This is a genomic window from Paraburkholderia sp. (genome assembly GCF_050742655.1).
Taxonomy (GTDB): Bacteria; Pseudomonadota; Gammaproteobacteria; order Burkholderiales; family Burkholderiaceae; genus Paraburkholderia.
Window position 1 is genome coordinate 346,692 of the sequence record NZ_JBOIGG010000001.1, and the last position, 15,342, is coordinate 362,033.

General features: G+C 64.9%; 11 protein-coding genes and 2 riboswitches. Of the genes, 3 read left to right on the forward strand and 8 right to left on the reverse strand.

The genetic code is table 11. The annotated features are described in order from the left end of the window. Positions 1-93: 93 nt before the first annotated feature. From ACREXZ_RS01480 to ACREXZ_RS01515, 8 genes are all read right to left on the reverse strand, one after another. Positions 94-1,797, reverse strand: a complete 1,704-nt coding sequence (locus tag ACREXZ_RS01480) for a thiamine pyrophosphate-binding protein (RefSeq protein WP_431762234.1) — start codon at positions 1,795-1,797, stop codon at positions 94-96. A 101-nt stretch (positions 1,798-1,898) separates the two neighbouring features. Then, complete coding sequence (locus ACREXZ_RS01485) at positions 1,899-3,287, reverse strand: L-serine ammonia-lyase (protein ID WP_431762235.1); 1,389 nt, start codon at positions 3,285-3,287, stop codon at positions 1,899-1,901. 27 nt (positions 3,288-3,314) lie between these two features. Next, a complete protein-coding gene (locus tag ACREXZ_RS01490; protein ID WP_431762236.1) occupies positions 3,315-4,454 on the reverse strand; it encodes an alginate lyase family protein in 1,140 nt (379 codons plus the stop codon). 132 nt (positions 4,455-4,586) lie between these two features. Beyond that, positions 4,587-7,523 (reverse strand): aminomethyl-transferring glycine dehydrogenase, encoded by a 2,937-nt coding sequence (gene gcvP / locus ACREXZ_RS01495; RefSeq protein WP_431762237.1) that lies wholly within the window; start codon positions 7,521-7,523, stop codon positions 4,587-4,589. A gap of 61 nt (positions 7,524-7,584) precedes the next feature. Further along, positions 7,585-7,965 carry a glycine cleavage system protein GcvH gene (gene gcvH / locus ACREXZ_RS01500; RefSeq protein ID WP_431762238.1) on the reverse strand — a complete coding sequence of 127 codons (381 nt, stop codon included), beginning with the start codon at positions 7,963-7,965 and terminating at the stop codon, positions 7,585-7,587. A 61-nt stretch (positions 7,966-8,026) separates the two neighbouring features. Then, positions 8,027-9,145 carry a glycine cleavage system aminomethyltransferase GcvT gene (gene gcvT, locus ACREXZ_RS01505; protein ID WP_431762239.1) on the reverse strand — a complete coding sequence of 373 codons (1,119 nt, stop codon included), beginning with the start codon at positions 9,143-9,145 and terminating at the stop codon, positions 8,027-8,029. Between the two features lie 75 nt (positions 9,146-9,220). Next, a riboswitch (glycine riboswitch) is annotated at positions 9,221-9,346 on the reverse strand. Positions 9,347-9,380: 34 nt separating this feature from the next. Further along, positions 9,381-9,483: riboswitch (glycine riboswitch) on the reverse strand. A 169-nt stretch (positions 9,484-9,652) separates the two neighbouring features. Beyond that, a complete protein-coding gene (locus ACREXZ_RS01510; protein WP_431762240.1) occupies positions 9,653-10,003 on the reverse strand; it encodes a hypothetical protein in 351 nt (116 codons plus the stop codon). Between the two features lie 149 nt (positions 10,004-10,152). Beyond that, on the reverse strand, positions 10,153-11,202 hold the full coding sequence (locus tag ACREXZ_RS01515) for an oxidoreductase (RefSeq protein WP_431762241.1): 1,050 nt from the start codon (positions 11,200-11,202) through the stop codon (positions 10,153-10,155). Between the two features lie 183 nt (positions 11,203-11,385). Between ACREXZ_RS01515 and ACREXZ_RS01520 the strand changes: the two genes are divergently transcribed. The 3 genes from ACREXZ_RS01520 to ACREXZ_RS01530 all read left to right on the forward strand — a co-directional run bounded on the left by ACREXZ_RS01520 (position 11,386) and on the right by ACREXZ_RS01530 (position 15,342). Then, positions 11,386-13,485: a UvrD-helicase domain-containing protein gene (locus tag ACREXZ_RS01520; protein ID WP_431762242.1), complete on the forward strand. Its 2,100-nt coding sequence runs from the start codon at positions 11,386-11,388 to the stop codon at positions 13,483-13,485. 320 nt (positions 13,486-13,805) lie between these two features. After that, positions 13,806-14,999, forward strand: a complete 1,194-nt coding sequence (locus ACREXZ_RS01525; RefSeq protein WP_431762243.1) for a hypothetical protein — start codon at positions 13,806-13,808, stop codon at positions 14,997-14,999. 91 nt (positions 15,000-15,090) lie between these two features. Next, on the forward strand, positions 15,091-15,342 hold the full coding sequence (locus tag ACREXZ_RS01530) for a hypothetical protein (RefSeq protein WP_431762244.1): 252 nt from the start codon (positions 15,091-15,093) through the stop codon (positions 15,340-15,342).

The following is a 15,342-nucleotide window of genomic DNA, read 5'->3' on the forward strand; positions in this document are numbered from 1 at the left end:
TCGCTACGTTCGATAGCGTCCCTGCCGTTCTCTGTACCTTCACGCAAACGCAAGGCCGTCCACTAAAGGGCGGCCCAACCATCTAACGACCGCTTACGCGCCGCGCAGCTTGCGCCCCTGCTCGCGAACCTGTTCGAGCGTCGCGCCCGGCGTGCTCGCTTCCTGCGGCATCCGGATCTCGATCAGCGCCGGAAGATTCGCCGCGATGGCACGATCGAGTGCCGGCAGAAAATCGGCAGTGCGTTCGACCGTCTCGCCATGCGCGCCGAACGAACGCGCGAACGCCGCGAAGTCGGGATTGGTGAGCCCCGTACCATGCACGCGATTCGGATAGTGCCGCTCCTGATGCATCCGGATCGTGCCGTAGTGGCTGTTGTTCACGACGATGAACAGCACGTTCAGACCGTACTGCATCGCCGTCGCGAGTTCCTGCGCGGCCATCATGAAGCAGCCGTCGCCGGCCAGTGCGACCACCGAGCGCTGCGGATACAGCGACTTCGCCGCAATCGCCGCGGGCACACCGTAACCCATCGCACCGCTAGTCGGCGCGAGTTGCGAACGGAAATGCCGGTACGAGAAATGACGATGCAGCCACGTCGCGTAGTTGCCCGCGCCGTTGGTCAGAATTGCATCGACGGGCAGGCGTTCGCGTAGCTGCAGCATCACTTCGCCGAGTTGCACGTCGCCGGGAATCGGCCGCGGCTTGCGCCACTCGAGGTACGAGCGATGCGCTTCTTCGGCGGCACCGGCCCAGGCGGGTGTCGAAGCCGGCTTCAGCGCCGCGAGTTGCGCCGCCAGTTCAGGCATCCCGGAGACGATCGGCAGATCGGCCGAATAAACGCGCCCCAGTTCTTCCGCGCCCTGATGCACGTGCACGAGCGTCTGCTTCGTTTTCGGAATGTCGAGCAGCGTGTAGCCGCCGGTAGTCGCTTCGCCGAGCCGCGGACCGAACACCAGCAGCAGATCGGCTTCGCGGATGCGCTGCGCGAGCGCCGGATTGATGCCGAGGCCGACGTCGCCTGCGTAATTCAGATGCTCGTTATCGAGCGTGTCCTGATAGCGGAACGCGAGGCCAACCGGCAGTTGCCAGGCTTCAGCGAATTGCCGTAGATCGGCGCAGGCGGCCGGCGTCCAGCCGCTGCCGCCGGCGATCACCATCGGTCGCTGCGCGCTGTCGAGCAGTTGCCGCAGCCGGTCGATCTGCGCGGGCGCGGGCGAGGCCGCGACGCGCTGATACGGGGGGGCGCCGGGCACGACGGGACACGCATCGCTCAGCACGTCTTCGGGCAGCGCGAGCACGACCGGGCCGGGACGGCCGGACGTCGCGGTGTGGAACGCGTGGCTCAGGTATTCGGGAATGCGTCGCGGGTCGTCGATCTGCGCGACCCATTTCGCCATCTGGCCGAACATCCGTCGATAGTCGATTTCCTGGAAAGCCTCACGGTCCAGATGCTCGCGCGCGCACTGGCCGATCAGCAGGATCAGCGGCGTCGAGTCCTGGAACGCGGTGTGCACGCCGATCGACGCGTGCGTCGCGCCGGGTCCGCGTGTGACGAGCGCGACGCCCGGACGTCCAGTCAGCTTGCCGGTCGCTTCCGCCATGTTCGTGGCGGCGGCTTCGTGACGGCAGACGACGGTCTGGATGCGCTCCGTCTCGTCGTGCAGCGAATCGAGCACGGCGAGAAAGCTCTCGCCGGGCACGCAGAACACCCGCTCGACGCCGTGCGTGAGCAGTGCATCGACGACGAGGCGCGCACCGGTCGTGGTGGCGGGGGCGGAATCGTTCGGCAGCGGCATTGCAGAAAATCCTCGTGAAATGGTCGAGCTGATCGTCAATGAGTCTGGCTTCGACAGCTTACGCCGGGAGACGCTCCGACGTCATGGGGAGCGGCGCAGCATCAGCACTCGACGATATTCACCGCGAGTCCGCCGCGCGACGTTTCCTTGTACTTGGTCTTCATGTCGGCACCGGTTTCCCACATCGTCTTGATGACCGAATCGAGCGACACGTAGTGGCTGCCATCGCCGCGCAGCGCCATCCGGGCCGCGTTCACAGCCTTCACCGACGCCATCGCATTGCGTTCGATGCACGGAATCTGCACCATCCCGCCGACCGGGTCGCAGGTCAGCCCGAGGTTGTGCTCCATGCCGATCTCGGCGGCGTTCTCGGCCTGCGCGGGCGTGCCGCCCATCACGGCGGCGAGCGCTGCTGCGGCCATCGAACACGCGACGCCCACTTCGCCCTGGCAACCCACTTCGGCGCCCGAGAGCGACGCGTTCAGCTTGTACAGAATGCCGATGGCGGCGGCCGTCATCAGGAAGTCGATCACGCCTTGCTGATTCGAGCCCGGCATGAAGCGCATGTAGTAGTGCAACACCGCCGGAATGATGCCGGCCGCGCCGTTGGTCGGCGCGGTGACGACGCGTCCGCCGGCTGCGTTTTCTTCGTTCACCGCGATTGCATACAGGTTGATCCAGTCGATCATCGACAGCGGATCCTGCAGCGCGCGCTCCGGATTGCCCGACAGCGTGCGGTACAGCTGCGGCGCGCGGCGCTTCACCTGGAACGGTCCCGGCAGGTTGCCTTCGGCGTCCGGATTACCGATCCCACAACCGCGCGCCACGCACGACTGCATCACGTCCCAGATCTTCAGCAGACCCACGCGCGTTTCTTCCTCGGTGTGCCACGCGCGCTCGTTGTCCCACATCAGCTGCGCAATTGACTTGCCGCTCGACGCGCACATCTCGAGCAGGTCGTTGCCGCTGCGAAATGGATACGGGAGCTGATCGGCGGCGGACAGCACCTTCGTGTTCGCCGCGCCGGCCGTCACGACGAAGCCGCCGCCCACCGACAGATACGTTGATTCGCGCAGCGCGGCGCCTTGCGCGTTGAACGCGCGCAGCGTCAGGCCGTTCGGATGTTCGGCGAGCGCCTGCCGATAGAACGAGATGTGCTCCTTCGGCACGAACGGGATCACGTGCGTGCCGAGCAGTTCGAGCGTGCGCGACTTGCGGACCGCTTCGAGCCGTTCGGCGATCGTGTCCGGGTTCACGGTGTCGGGGGCATCGCCGAGCAGGCCGAGCATCACGCCGCGGTCGGTGCCGTGACCCTTGCCGGTCGCACCGAGCGAGCCGTACAGATCCACTTTCACCGAAGCGGTGGACGCGAGCAGTCCATCGCGTTCGAGGCCCTGTACGAACATCAGTGCCGCGCGCATCGGACCGACCGTATGCGAACTGGACGGACCGATGCCGATCTTGAAGAGGTCGAACACGCTGACGGCCATTACTGCTCCTGCAAATAGAAAGTGAAGTTAGCGCGCCGGCAGCGGCAGGCACACGGCGAGCCACGCGGGCGGCGTCGGCGCGAGCTGCAGCGCGATCGGCGTATAGCGCCCATTGAGCCGCGCGGCGAGATGAAATAGTTCGGTTGCGCTCTTCGGGTCCCACTGACCCGAGTAGCCAGGCAAGCCCGCTTCGCGACGCTTCGCGTCGAACGGCACGCTCGAATGCACGAACTCTTCGTGCGTCTTTGTGCCGGCTGCGTACGGTGCGAGCCAGTTCAGCGCGCTCGCGAGCGTCGCGCCGTTCGCCGCGCGCTCGGGGAGCCAGTTGCGGTTGTGGCGGCGCGCCGACAGCGCGGCCGTGACGAGCGGCTGCAGATCGTAGGTGACGTAGTGCAGCGCGTCGCGCTCGCTGAAATCGACCGTCGAACCATCGGGCGCGATGTTGTCGCCGATGTGCTCGATGAACAGACGCTGCGCCGCGTCGATCATCTTGCGGTTGTCGAGCGTGAACGCGGCCATCGAGATCAGCTTGACGCGATGGCTTTGCCAGTTGTTGCGGAACGTGCCGGTGAGCGGTCGCTTCTGCGCGTCGATCTGCGCGATATAGCCGTTCCCGAGCTTTGTCAGAAACGCCATCGACGCGTTACGCGTCTTCACGGGCAGCGCGCTCGCGGTCATGTCGTACGCGAGGATCAGGCTTTCGAAATGCGTTTCGTCGATTGGATTGAAGCTCGGCTGATAGGTCGTGACCCACGCGTACAGCAGCCGGTCGACGAACTTCAGATAGCGGTCGTCGCTCGTTGCGCGCCATGCGAGCGCGGCATCGCGCAGCAGGTCGAGGTCTTTCTCCGCCTCGACGCTCTGGTCGTAAATCCCTTCGTGCGGCAGCGTGCCCTCGGTGTGCAGTCGCGGCAGCGCATGCGGTGGATCGTTCAGGTGCGACTGCACGTGAGCGACCAGGGCCTTGACGCCGGGATCGGCGTTCGTGCGTTCGCTGGTCTGCAGTGCGGGGGCTGCGCAGAAGTTCATCGCGGCTCGCGTCTGCTGCATGCCGAGCATCAGCGCTCCACCGACGAACAGCGCAGCGACCGGCGTCCCGGTGGTACGCCACCGGTCGACCCACGCTGCGACAGGAGGGCGTTGCATCGTTAGCACCTTTATCGCCATGCGGAACTCCTTCTTAGGCTGATTCGGTGTGTGATGTTAGCCGTTCCTGCGCTCAAATGGTGGCGCCGGGTTGCGCCTTACGATGTGCACCGCGCGTGCCGCTTCCGCGACACGCGACGGTGACGAAGCGTGTCACGAATAATCCGCGATCGGCACGCACGAGCAGAACAGGTTGCGGTCGCCGTATGCGTTGTCCGCGCGGCCGACCGGTGGCCAGTACTTCTTCGCGATCACCGACGGCAGCGGGTAGGCGGCGGCTTCGCGCGCATACGTGTGCTTCCAGTCGTCGGCGATCACGACGGCTGCCGTGTGCGGCGCGTGCTTCAGCGGATTGTCCTCGCGGTCCGCACGGCCTTCCTCGACCGCGCGGATTTCGTCGCGGATCGCGATCATCGCTTCGACGAAGCGGTCGAGTTCTTCCTTCGACTCCGATTCGGTCGGCTCGACCATCAGCGTGCCCGGCACCGGGAAGCTCATGGTCGGCGCGTGGAAGCCGTAGTCCATCAGACGCTTCGCGACGTCGTCGACGGTAATGCCGCTCGTGTCCTTGAGCGGCCGCAGATCGAGAATGCATTCGTGCGCGACGAGTCCGCCGGGGCCCGAATACAGCACCGGGTAATGCGGCGCGAGCTTGTTCGCGACGTAGTTCGCGTTGAGGATCGCCGTTTCGGTCGCGGCGGTCAGATTCTTCGCACCCATCATCGCGATGTACATCCACGAGATCGGCAGGATCGATGCGGAACCGAAAGGCGCCGACGATACCGCGCCGATGCCTTGCGGCGCGCGCTCATAGCCCGACGACGCCTGGTTCGGCAGGAACTTCGCCAGATGCGCGCCGACCGCGACCGGACCGACGCCCGGGCCGCCACCGCCGTGCGGAATGCAGAACGTCTTGTGCAGATTCAGGTGCGACACGTCGCCGCCGAACTGGCCCGGCGCCGTGAGGCCGACCATCGCGTTCATGTTCGCGCCGTCGACGTAGACCTGGCCGCCGTGCGCGTGCACGATCTCGCAGATTTCGCGAACATTTTGCTCGAACACGCCGTGCGTGGACGGGTACGTGATCATGATCGCCGCGAGCTTGTCCTTGTGCTGCGCGGCCTTCGCCTTCAGGTCGTCGATATCGACGTTACCCTGCGCGTCGCACGCTACTACTATGACCTGCATGCCGGCCATTTGCGCGGACGCCGGATTGGTGCCGTGCGCGGACGCGGGGATCAGGCACACGTTGCGGTGACCTTCGCCGCGCGACTCGTGATACGCGTGGATGATCAGCAGACCCGCGTACTCACCCTGCGAGCCCGCGTTCGGCTGCAGCGACACTGCGGCATAGCCGGTCGCGGCGACCAGCATCTGCTCGAGCTGATCGATCATTTCGCGGTAGCCGACCGTTTGCGCGGCGGGCGCGAACGGATGGATCTGCCCGAACTCGGGCCACGTGACCGGCAGCATCTCGGACGTCGCGTTGAGCTTCATCGTGCACGAGCCGAGCGGGATCATCGAGCGGTCGAGCGCGAGGTCCTTGTCCGACAGGCTGCGCAGGTAGCGCAGCATTTCCGTTTCCGAGTGATGGCGATTGAACACGTGATGCGTCAGGTACGCGCTCGTGCGTTCGAGCGCGGCCGGGATCGACGTGCTGTCCGCGTCCGAGAGTGCAGCGTCGAGCGCGTCGATCTGCGGCACGTCAGCGGACGAAGCGACCTGCGCGAACACCGCGAGCAGATCGGCGAGGTCGCCGCGCGTCGTGGTTTCGTCGATCGACACGCCGACCTGCGTCGCGCTCACGCGGCGCAGGTTGATGCGCTTCGCGGTGGCCGCGTCGTGCAGCGCTTGCGTGCGGGCGCCGGTTTCGAACGTGACGGTATCGAAGAACGTATCGTTCACGGCCGTGTAGCCGAGCTGCTTCGCGCCGGCCGCGAGCAGCGCCGCGATCCGGTTCACGCGCAGCGCGATCGTCTTCAGGCCGCGCGGGCCGTGATAGACCGCGTACATGCTCGCCATGATCGCGAGCAGTGCCTGCGCGGTGCAGACATTCGACGTCGCCTTTTCGCGGCGGATGTGCTGTTCGCGCGTTTGCAGCGCGAGGCGCAGCGCGGGGTTGCCCTGCGCATCGACGGTTACGCCGACGAGCCGGCCCGGCATCTGCCGCTTGAATTCGTCGCGCACCGCGAGGTACGCCGCGTGCGGGCCGCCGAAGCCGACCGGCACACCAAAGCGCTGCGAGTTGCCGACTGCGACGTCCGCGCCCCATTCGCCCGGCGGCGTCAGCACCGTGAGTGCGAGCAGGTCGGCGGCGGCGACCACGTGGCCGCCCGCCGCGTGGATCGCATCGGCGAGCGCACGATAGTCGCGCACGTCACCGTTCACGCCCGGGTACTGCAGCAGCACGCCGAATGCGTTTGCATGCGCGGCATCGGCGGCGGGACCGACCTTCACTTCGATGCCGACTGGCTTCGCGCGCGTCTTCACCACTTCGATGGTTTGCGGCAGCACGTCGTCGGCGACGTAGAACACATTCGACTTCGGCTTGCCCGTGCGTTGCAGCAGCGTCATCGCTTCGGCGGCCGCGGTGGCTTCGTCGAGCAGTGAGGCGTTCGAGATCGCGAGACCCGTCAGGTCGACGATCATCTGCTGGAAGTTCAGCAGCGCTTCGAGCCGGCCCTGCGAGATTTCCGGCTGATACGGCGTGTACGCCGTGTACCACGCCGGGTTTTCGAGCACGTTGCGCAGGATCACCGCTGGCGTGTGCGTGTTGTAGTAGCCCTGGCCGATGTACGTGCGGAACACCTGGTTTTTATCCGCGAGCTCGCGCAGCGCCGCGAGTGCTTCCGCTTCGCTTTTCGGCTGCGCGAACGGACCGAGCGGCAGCGTTTCGGTGCGGCGGATCGTCTGCGGGATTATCGCGTCCATCAGTGCGGCACGCGACGCAAAGCCGAGCGCGTCGAGCATCGCCTGCTGGTCGGTGCCGTCCGGGCCGATGTGCCGTTCGGCGAACGCGTCGTGCACTTCGAGCGCGGCGAGCGAGAGAGGGGTGCGGTTCATCAGGTGATCCGGGTGTTCGAGCTTCATGGCAAATCCTGCGGGTGCGGGCCGGCGCCTGGCCGGCGCCCGCGCGGTTCGTGAGTGAAAGTTAGTCGATCAGCTTCGTGTAAGCGGCTGCGTCGATCAGCGCATCGGTCGAGGCGCCGCCCGCGAGCTTGATCTTGAACAGCCATGCGCTGTACGCATCGCTGTTGACTTCGTCCGGCGTGTCGACGACCGTCGTGTTGACCGCGACGATCTCGCCCGATACCGGCGAATAGATGTCGGATGCGGCTTTCACCGATTCGACCACGCCGATGGCGTCGCCTGCCGACACCTGCTTGCCGACTTCCGGCAGTTCGAGGAAAACGATATCGCCAAGCGTGCTTTGCGCGTGGTCGGTGATGCCGACTGTCAGCGTGCCGTCCGCTTCGGTGCGGATCCACTCGTGTTCGTCGGTGTATTTCAGATCGGCCGGGACGTTGCTCATCGGATGCTCCTGGTTTTGAATGCGTTGATCAAGTGTGGGTCGGGCGCCGCGGGGCGGTCGTTCAGACGACGAGTACTTTGCCGTTGCGCACGAACGGCAGTTTTACCACGCTTGCGGGTAACGCCTTGTCCCGGATCTGCACGTGCACGACGTCGCCGGGCTGTACGCCTTTCGGCACGCGCGCGAAGGCGATCGACTCCTGCATCGTCGGCGAAAACGTGCCGCTCGTGATCTCGCCGTCGCCGTGCGACGTGACGACCTTCTGGTGCGCGCGCAGCACACCGCCCGCCTTGCCGTTTTCTTTCAGCAGGATCAGCCCGACGAACGTGCTGCGCGAACCTTCCGCTTCGAGCACCGGGCGGCCGACGAAGTCGCGCGGCTGCGTGAGGTCGACGGTCCACGCGAGGCCCGCGTCGAGCGGCGATACGTTGTCGTCCATGTCCTGGCCGTACAGATTCATGCCGGCTTCGAGGCGCAGCGTGTCGCGCGCGCCGAGACCGCACGGGCGCACGCCCTGGCGCTGCAGCGCGTCCCAGAACTCGCCGACGGACGTTGCCGGCAACACGACTTCGAAGCCGTCTTCGCCGGTGTAGCCGGTGCGTCCGATCATCAATTCGCCGAACGGCGTGTTGTCGATCTTCGCGGCGTGGAACGGCTTCAGGAGTTCGGTGGCGGTGCGGGTGGACGGTGCGACTTGCCAGACCTTGTCGCGCGCGTTCGGGCCTTGCACCGCGACGATCGCGAGATCGCGACGCGGCGCGATGGTGAGGCCGTAGCCGCGCTGCGCGTCGAGCTGCCGGAACCACGCGATGTCCTTGTCGGCGGTGGACGCATTGACGACGACGCGGAAGCTGTCGTCGGCGAAGTAATAGACGATCAGATCGTCGATCACGCCGCCGTCCGGGTTCAGCATGCAGGAGTAGAGCGCGCGGCCGGTTGTCTGCAGCTTGCCGACGTTGTTCGCGAGCGCGAACTGGAAGAAATCGCGGGCCTTGTCGCCGGTCACGTCGACGACGCACATGTGCGACACGTCGAACATCCCGGCATCGGTACGCACCGCGCGATGTTCGTCGATCTGCGAGCCGTAATTGACGGGCATGTCCCAGCCGCCGAAGTCGACCATGCGCGCATTGAGCGCACAGTGCGTGGCGTGAAGCGGGGTGTGTTTGAGTTCGGTCATGGGGCCTCGGGCGTCGCAAACAAAAAAGGCCATGCGGTGCGACCGTCGCGGCGGATGCCGGCGAGCGATGCGATGCATGACCCCTCTGTCCTCGATACCTGAGAGATTGCGCTGCCATCGATGTCACGACGGCGAAACGCGCGCCCCTTCGGTGGGCAGCCTGCCTGATGGTGGCTACTGCCGCTCTCCAGAGTGCGAAAACCGGTGCCGGATGATGCTCGGCGACAGACGGATTTCGACGCGGTCGGTCCTTTTGCCTGAGAGTTTGTGGGTGTGCCCCTTCGGCGGCGCGGCATGCCTGCTACAGCGGCTGCCACGCGCTCTCCCGACGCGTGCGGCGAATGTACGCGAGGCCCGGAGGCTTGTCAAATGGGCGCTTCGGGGCGGCGCGGGCGTGGGTTCTGCGGATGCTCGCGCGGCTTCACGTGTCAAAAATAAGCGCGCCAGAATGACTGCGGCCCGCGGTGCATTGAGCACCGCGGGCCGCATTGGAAGTGCCTGCTAACGTTACTGGTCGATTGCGTGAGCGGCGTTGTCCAGTTCCTGGTTCAGCACGCGCTGTTCGTCGCCGGACAGACCGCCGCCGTGCTGCGCGGACATGTCGTGTGCTTCCTGGCGGATCACGTCGAGCCGGTGATGCAGCGCGCCACCCTGCGGCGGCGGATAGTAGCCCTGGTTCACGCGGGCATCGATGCGGTGGCTCAGATTATCGAGGCGGCCGTTGACCTGGTCGAAGCGTTGGGCCGCGATCTCGCGCGGGTTCGGACCGGGGTGCACCGGTTGCTGCGGCGCGACCACGCAGGCGGCCAGCGACGAAACCAGTGCTGCGCACGCCAGCGCGCGGATGAAGCGTTGCATACGTCATTCTCCTTATAGTCGTTTTCCGGATGTCACCGGAGAACAACGACCGGCCGACCGCACGCGATGACGCGGCGGCCGCCGCTCATTTGTAACGGTTTGTTGGATATTGCTTTCGTTTTCGTTGCGCGCTTGCTTTGCGCTTTCAATCAGGCGCGCCGTTCGAACGGCAGCCGGCGGCCTTCCTCTGCGCTGCGTGCTGCGAGCTCGATGATTGCCATCACGTCGACGGCATCCTGCGCCGCGACCGGGAATGGTACGCCGTCGCGGATCGTCGCGGCGACCGCGCGATAGAAGTCCGCGTACGCGCCGTCGCGGGTCGGCAGATCGCGTTCCACTTCGTCGTCGCCTTCGAGCACACGCAGACGGCCCGCCGCATTGCCGCCGCCGAAGCCCGGCTGACCGGGACGCAGTCCCGCCTTCAACTGATCTTCCTGGGTATCGAGCCCGTGTGTCAAGTAACTGCCGCGCGTGCCGTGGATCGCGAAGCGCGCCGGCGCGAGCGCGGTCAGCGCGCTCGCGTGCAGCACGACGTCGAGGCCGTCGTAGCCTAGCAGCAGATGCACGTAGTCTGGCGCACCGCCGTCGTCGCGCCGGGTCGCGACTGTCGCGGAAACGGTCGCGGGCGCCCCGAACAGCGCGAGCGTTTGATCGATCAGATGCGGGCCGAGATCGAACAGCAAACCGCCGCCGCGCGTCGCGTCCTCGCGCCAGCGCTGCCGCACATACGGGCGGAAGCGGTCGAAGTGCGATTCGAAGTGCGTAACGCGGCCGAGCTGGCCACTCGCGAGCAGATCGCGCACGGTCAGGAAGTCGCCGTCCCAGCGGCGGTTGTGGAACGGCGCGAACAGCAGGCCCTTCGTCCGCGCGAGGGTAGCGAGTGCGCGGGCCTCGTCGGACGTCAGCGTGACGGGCTTGTCGACCACGACGTGCTTGCCGGCTTCGAGCGTGCGGCGCGCGAGATCGTAGTGCGTGTCGTTAGGCGTAGCGATCACGACGCATTCGATGTCGTCGAGCGCGAGCAGCGCATCGATATCGCGAACAACGTGCGCGTCGGGAAAATCGGCGTGCGCGCGCTCCGGCTGGCCGGTGGCGATTGCCGCGACGCTCGCGCGTCCGCAATGCGCGATGACCGGCGCGTGGAAAGTCTGGCCGGCGAAGCCGTAGCCCATCAGTCCGGTTTTCAGCGATGAAGTCATAAAGGCATCCTGCGTGTAGAGCGTGAAGGGTACGCGACTGGGCCGCGCATCGCCGTTATTTTGGCACGGGCATCCGTGTTAACATCGCGGCTCTCGCGCAGGCATTGCCGCACCGCGTCGTACGCGATGCGCCGCAGGTCTCATGGGCCCCGCGCCCTCAACCGTTACACCCATCCACTGAAGATGTCCGCAGGCCTGAACTCCGCTCAAAACGAAGCGGTGCGTTATCTCGACGGTCCCTGTCTCGTGCTGGCGGGCGCCGGCAGCGGCAAGACGCGTGTCATCACGCAGAAGGTCGCGCATCTGATCGAGGCCAAGGGCTTCGAGCCCCGCCACATCGCCGCGGTAACGTTCACGAACAAAGCCGCGGCCGAAATGCGCGAGCGCGTCGGCAAGCTGCTCGAAGGCAAGACGCTGACCACACCGGGCAAGGAAGGCCGCAAGGTGCCCGTCAATCAGCTGACGGTGTGTACGTTCCACTCGCTTGGCGTGCAGATCCTGCGTCAGGAAGCGGAACACGTCGGGCTGAAACCGCAGTTCTCGATCATGGATTCCGACGACTGCTTCGGCATGGTCCAGGAGCAGATCGGTTCGACGGATAAGGGTTTCATCCGCAAGATCCAGTCGATCATCTCGCTGTGGAAGAACGGCCTCATCATGCCGGACGAGGCGATGGCCATCGCCGCGAACGAAGACGAGCACCAGGCGGCGATCGTCTATCGCAACTACGTCGCGACGCTGCACGCGTATCAGGCCGTCGATTTCGACGATCTGATCCGTCTGCCCGCCGAACTCTTCGCGAGCAACGAACAGGTACGGGACCGCTGGCAGAACAAGCTGCGCTATCTGCTGATCGACGAGTATCAGGACACCAACGCGTGCCAGTACGAGTTGCTGAAACAGCTGGCCGGTCCGCGCGCCGCGTTCACCGCGGTCGGCGACGACGATCAGGCGATCTACGGCTGGCGCGGCGCGACGCTCGAGAATCTCGCGCAGCTCGGCAAGGATTTTCCGAAGCTGCACCTCGTCAAGCTCGAGCAGAACTACCGGTCGACGGTGCGCATCCTCACGGCCGCGAACAACGTGATCGCGAACAACCCGAAGCTGTTCGAGAAGAAGCTGTGGTCCGAGCACGGCATGGGCGACACGATCACCGTCACGGCGTGCAACGACGAAGAACACGAAGCGGAATCGGTAGTGTTCCGCCTGTCTGCACACAAGTTCGAGCGGCGCGCGCAGTTCCGCGATTACGCGATCCTGTATCGCGGCAACTTCCAGGCGCGCATCTTCGAACAGGTGCTGCGGCGCGAACGGATTCCGTACGTGCTGTCGGGTGGTCAGTCGTTCTTCGACAAGGCCGAGATCAAGGACCTTTGTGCGTACCTGCGGCTGATCGCCAATGCCGACGACGATCCCGCGTTCATCCGCGCGATCACGACGCCGCGTCGCGGCGTCGGCAACACCACACTCGAAGCGCTCGGCGCGTTTGCGGGGCAGGCGAAGGTGTCGCTGTTCGAGGCCGTGTACATGGGCGGCATCGAAGCACGGTTGTCGCCGCGTCAGATCGAGCCGCTGCGCGCGTTCTGCGATTTCATGCAGCGCCTGACCGATCGCGCGGACAAAGATCCCGCAACCAGCGTGCTCGACGACATGATGGACGCGATCCACTACGAGGCCTACCTGTACGACGCATTCGACGAGCGCCAGGCGCAGTCGAAATGGCAGACCGTGCTGGAGTTTCTCGAGTGGCTGAAGCGCAAGGGCACGAAGCCCGAGCCCGAACTCACCGGCGACGGTGACGACGAAGCGACCGGCTACGACAACGCGGACGGCCTCGCCGATACCGGCAAGAACCTGCTCGGCCTGATCCAGACCGTCGCGCTGATGTCGATGCTCGAAGGTAAGGACGAGGATCCGGATGCGGTCCGGCTGTCGACCGTGCATGCGTCGAAGGGATTGGAATATCCGCACGTGTTTCTGGTCGGCGTCGAAGAGGGCATCATGCCGCACCGCGGCGGCTCGGACGATGCGCCGATCGACGATGCGCGCATCGAGGAAGAGCGTCGTCTGATGTACGTGGCGATCACGCGTGCGCAGCGCAGCCTGCATCTGAACTGGTGCAAGAAGCGCAAGCGTGCGCGGGAGACCGTGGTGTGCGAGCCGTCGCGCTTCATTCCGGAGATGGGGCTCGACGAGGCGCCGCCACCGACCGAGGACGAGGCGCCGATGTCGCCGAAGGATCGGCTCGCTAGTTTGAAGGCGTTGTTGCAGAAGCCGGGTTGAGGGACAAAGACCCTCGGCGCGCGAGGCTCATCGGCGTGTGCGGCCAACGCACACGCTACAGTGGCGCGACTCGTTCACCGGAGATTCCGCATGTCGACGTGCGATGCCGCGTAAGCGTCGGGCGTGACGCCGGTGGATGGCTCGGTCGCGGTCCGGTGGGGCGCGTGACTCGGTGTCGGTGTCTTGCGGCAAATACATCGCCAAAGTGGACATCATTTCGCGTTCAGCAGGGCGAGGGGCCGTATGAAGCGGATGATTAGCGATATATCAAATCATTGATTTCTGCGGGCTAGCCCCCCAGCAACGCAACGGACGACACCATGCCGAATACCATATCGCCATCTTCAACCACCTCTCCAAACGTCACCAGGCAATCTTCTTCGTCGGCTCCGAACGATGCCCGCCCGCAGGTTCGATCCAGAACACCGACAGCAGAACCACCTCCTGTGCCTGAGAAGCCAGAATCTCTCAAGCGGCTGGAGCGCGAGGCTGCTGCGTCTGCGAAGCCGACTCAGCGGCAGCAGTTGATAAAACTTGCAGAGGGGAACCTGAAGATGCTGGCTTCTTCGATAACGCTTTCCCAAAATGCATGCAATCTCGCAGCGAAGGGCGGGAGGCCTCAGCCCCATCATGCCGCATCGCTTTTGTCGGCGCAGAGGAGATACGAAAAAGCACGTGTGCATCTGAAAACATTGACTGATCAGGAGGCAGAGAGTCAGGCACAGATGCAATCGGCAAGATTGGCGCATGAGGAAGCGATGCAGACGGTAGACCGTCAACTGGACGCGTTTGCGACACAACAAGGGTTCGGGGAACCGACGGTTGAAGCGAGCATTCCGGATCGCGATCGCCAGGCTGTGGCTGCATCCTTGGCGTCTCCTTCGGCTGATCGTGGACCGAGCCAGCCGGCGTCGCGCAACGTACCCCCGCAATATGGCGCGGGCGGCACCTACGTGCCTGATCCGGCGGCATCGCGAGCGGGTGGCTTGTCGACGGGCACTTCCGCTCCCGGCGCGTTTGCTGCAAGCGCGTCATCGCTGCCGCACATGCAGGCGCAAAATCAACCAGCGAATTCCGGTAACCGCACAGTGACGGCCCCCTCCCTTCCTGTCTCGCCGGTGCACGGCTTGCAGGGACCTGCACAATCATTTCCTCTACAAGAAGCTGTCCTGGAGTACGTAAAGGACATGGACCCGGCGGAAGAGATAGGCACTAAGGAATTGATCGGTGATTTGAAGGTTATCGGAAACCTTCTCGGACTTCGGCGAAACGATCTGGATAGCTTTCACAATTCCCTCGCATGGAACTCCGGCAGCGACCAGGAACGACTGAACGTCGTTGCAGGTCTGGAAACTCAGCTGGTCGAGGCGGCGAGACAACATCTCCATCCGGAGGTGCGCGATGAGGTGCTGCCTAAGATCGCCGATCACATAAGCGAATTACGCGTGACCGCTAACGATGTGGATCTTTTGGAAGATCAAGGTATGAAAGTGAGGATGAGGCCTCGCTTTTGAAGTCGTTGGGATTTGGGATTTGGTGCAAAGCATTGATCAGGAGGCGAGCAAAGTGTGTTCGATCCGGAGTGTTTCATGTTGAGGGCGCGGTGTGTATGACTGGACTTTCGCGCACGAGGACGCCGGCCTGCGGGCGACGCATCTGCATATTCACATCGCGCGGATGGATGTGGTCCCCGACGCGGACGGCGCACTGCTTGCCGCACTTCAGCAAGGGCTGACGTACCCGTGGTTGCCACCGCGGGAGTTGTGCGAGCGCTTCCAGTCGGTGGCGCGCGACGTGCCTGCGCTCGCGTTCATCGACGCGTTCAGCGTTCCGGCGCAGCCGCTGTCCACACAATAA

What these genes read in the sequence shown, in the direction of transcription:
- gcvP (WP_431762237.1), bottom strand. Translation starts at nt 7,523, where the DNA reads ATGAAGCTCGAACACCCGGATCACCTGATGAACCGCACCCCTCTCTCG.
- ACREXZ_RS01520 (WP_431762242.1), top strand. Translation starts at nt 11,386, where the DNA reads ATGTCCGCAGGCCTGAACTCCGCTCAAAACGAAGCGGTGCGTTATCTC.
- ACREXZ_RS01485 (WP_431762235.1), bottom strand. Translation starts at nt 3,287, where the DNA reads ATGGCCGTCAGCGTGTTCGACCTCTTCAAGATCGGCATCGGTCCGTCC.
- ACREXZ_RS01510 (WP_431762240.1), bottom strand. Translation starts at nt 10,003, where the DNA reads ATGCAACGCTTCATCCGCGCGCTGGCGTGCGCAGCACTGGTTTCGTCG.
- gcvT (WP_431762239.1), bottom strand. Translation starts at nt 9,145, where the DNA reads ATGACCGAACTCAAACACACCCCGCTTCACGCCACGCACTGTGCGCTC.
- ACREXZ_RS01490 (WP_431762236.1), bottom strand. Translation starts at nt 4,454, where the DNA reads ATGGCGATAAAGGTGCTAACGATGCAACGCCCTCCTGTCGCAGCGTGG.
- ACREXZ_RS01515 (WP_431762241.1), bottom strand. Translation starts at nt 11,202, where the DNA reads ATGACTTCATCGCTGAAAACCGGACTGATGGGCTACGGCTTCGCCGGC.
- ACREXZ_RS01480 (WP_431762234.1), bottom strand. Translation starts at nt 1,797, where the DNA reads ATGCCGCTGCCGAACGATTCCGCCCCCGCCACCACGACCGGTGCGCGC.
- gcvH (WP_431762238.1), bottom strand. Translation starts at nt 7,965, where the DNA reads ATGAGCAACGTCCCGGCCGATCTGAAATACACCGACGAACACGAGTGG.
- ACREXZ_RS01525 (WP_431762243.1), top strand. Translation starts at nt 13,806, where the DNA reads ATGCCGAATACCATATCGCCATCTTCAACCACCTCTCCAAACGTCACC.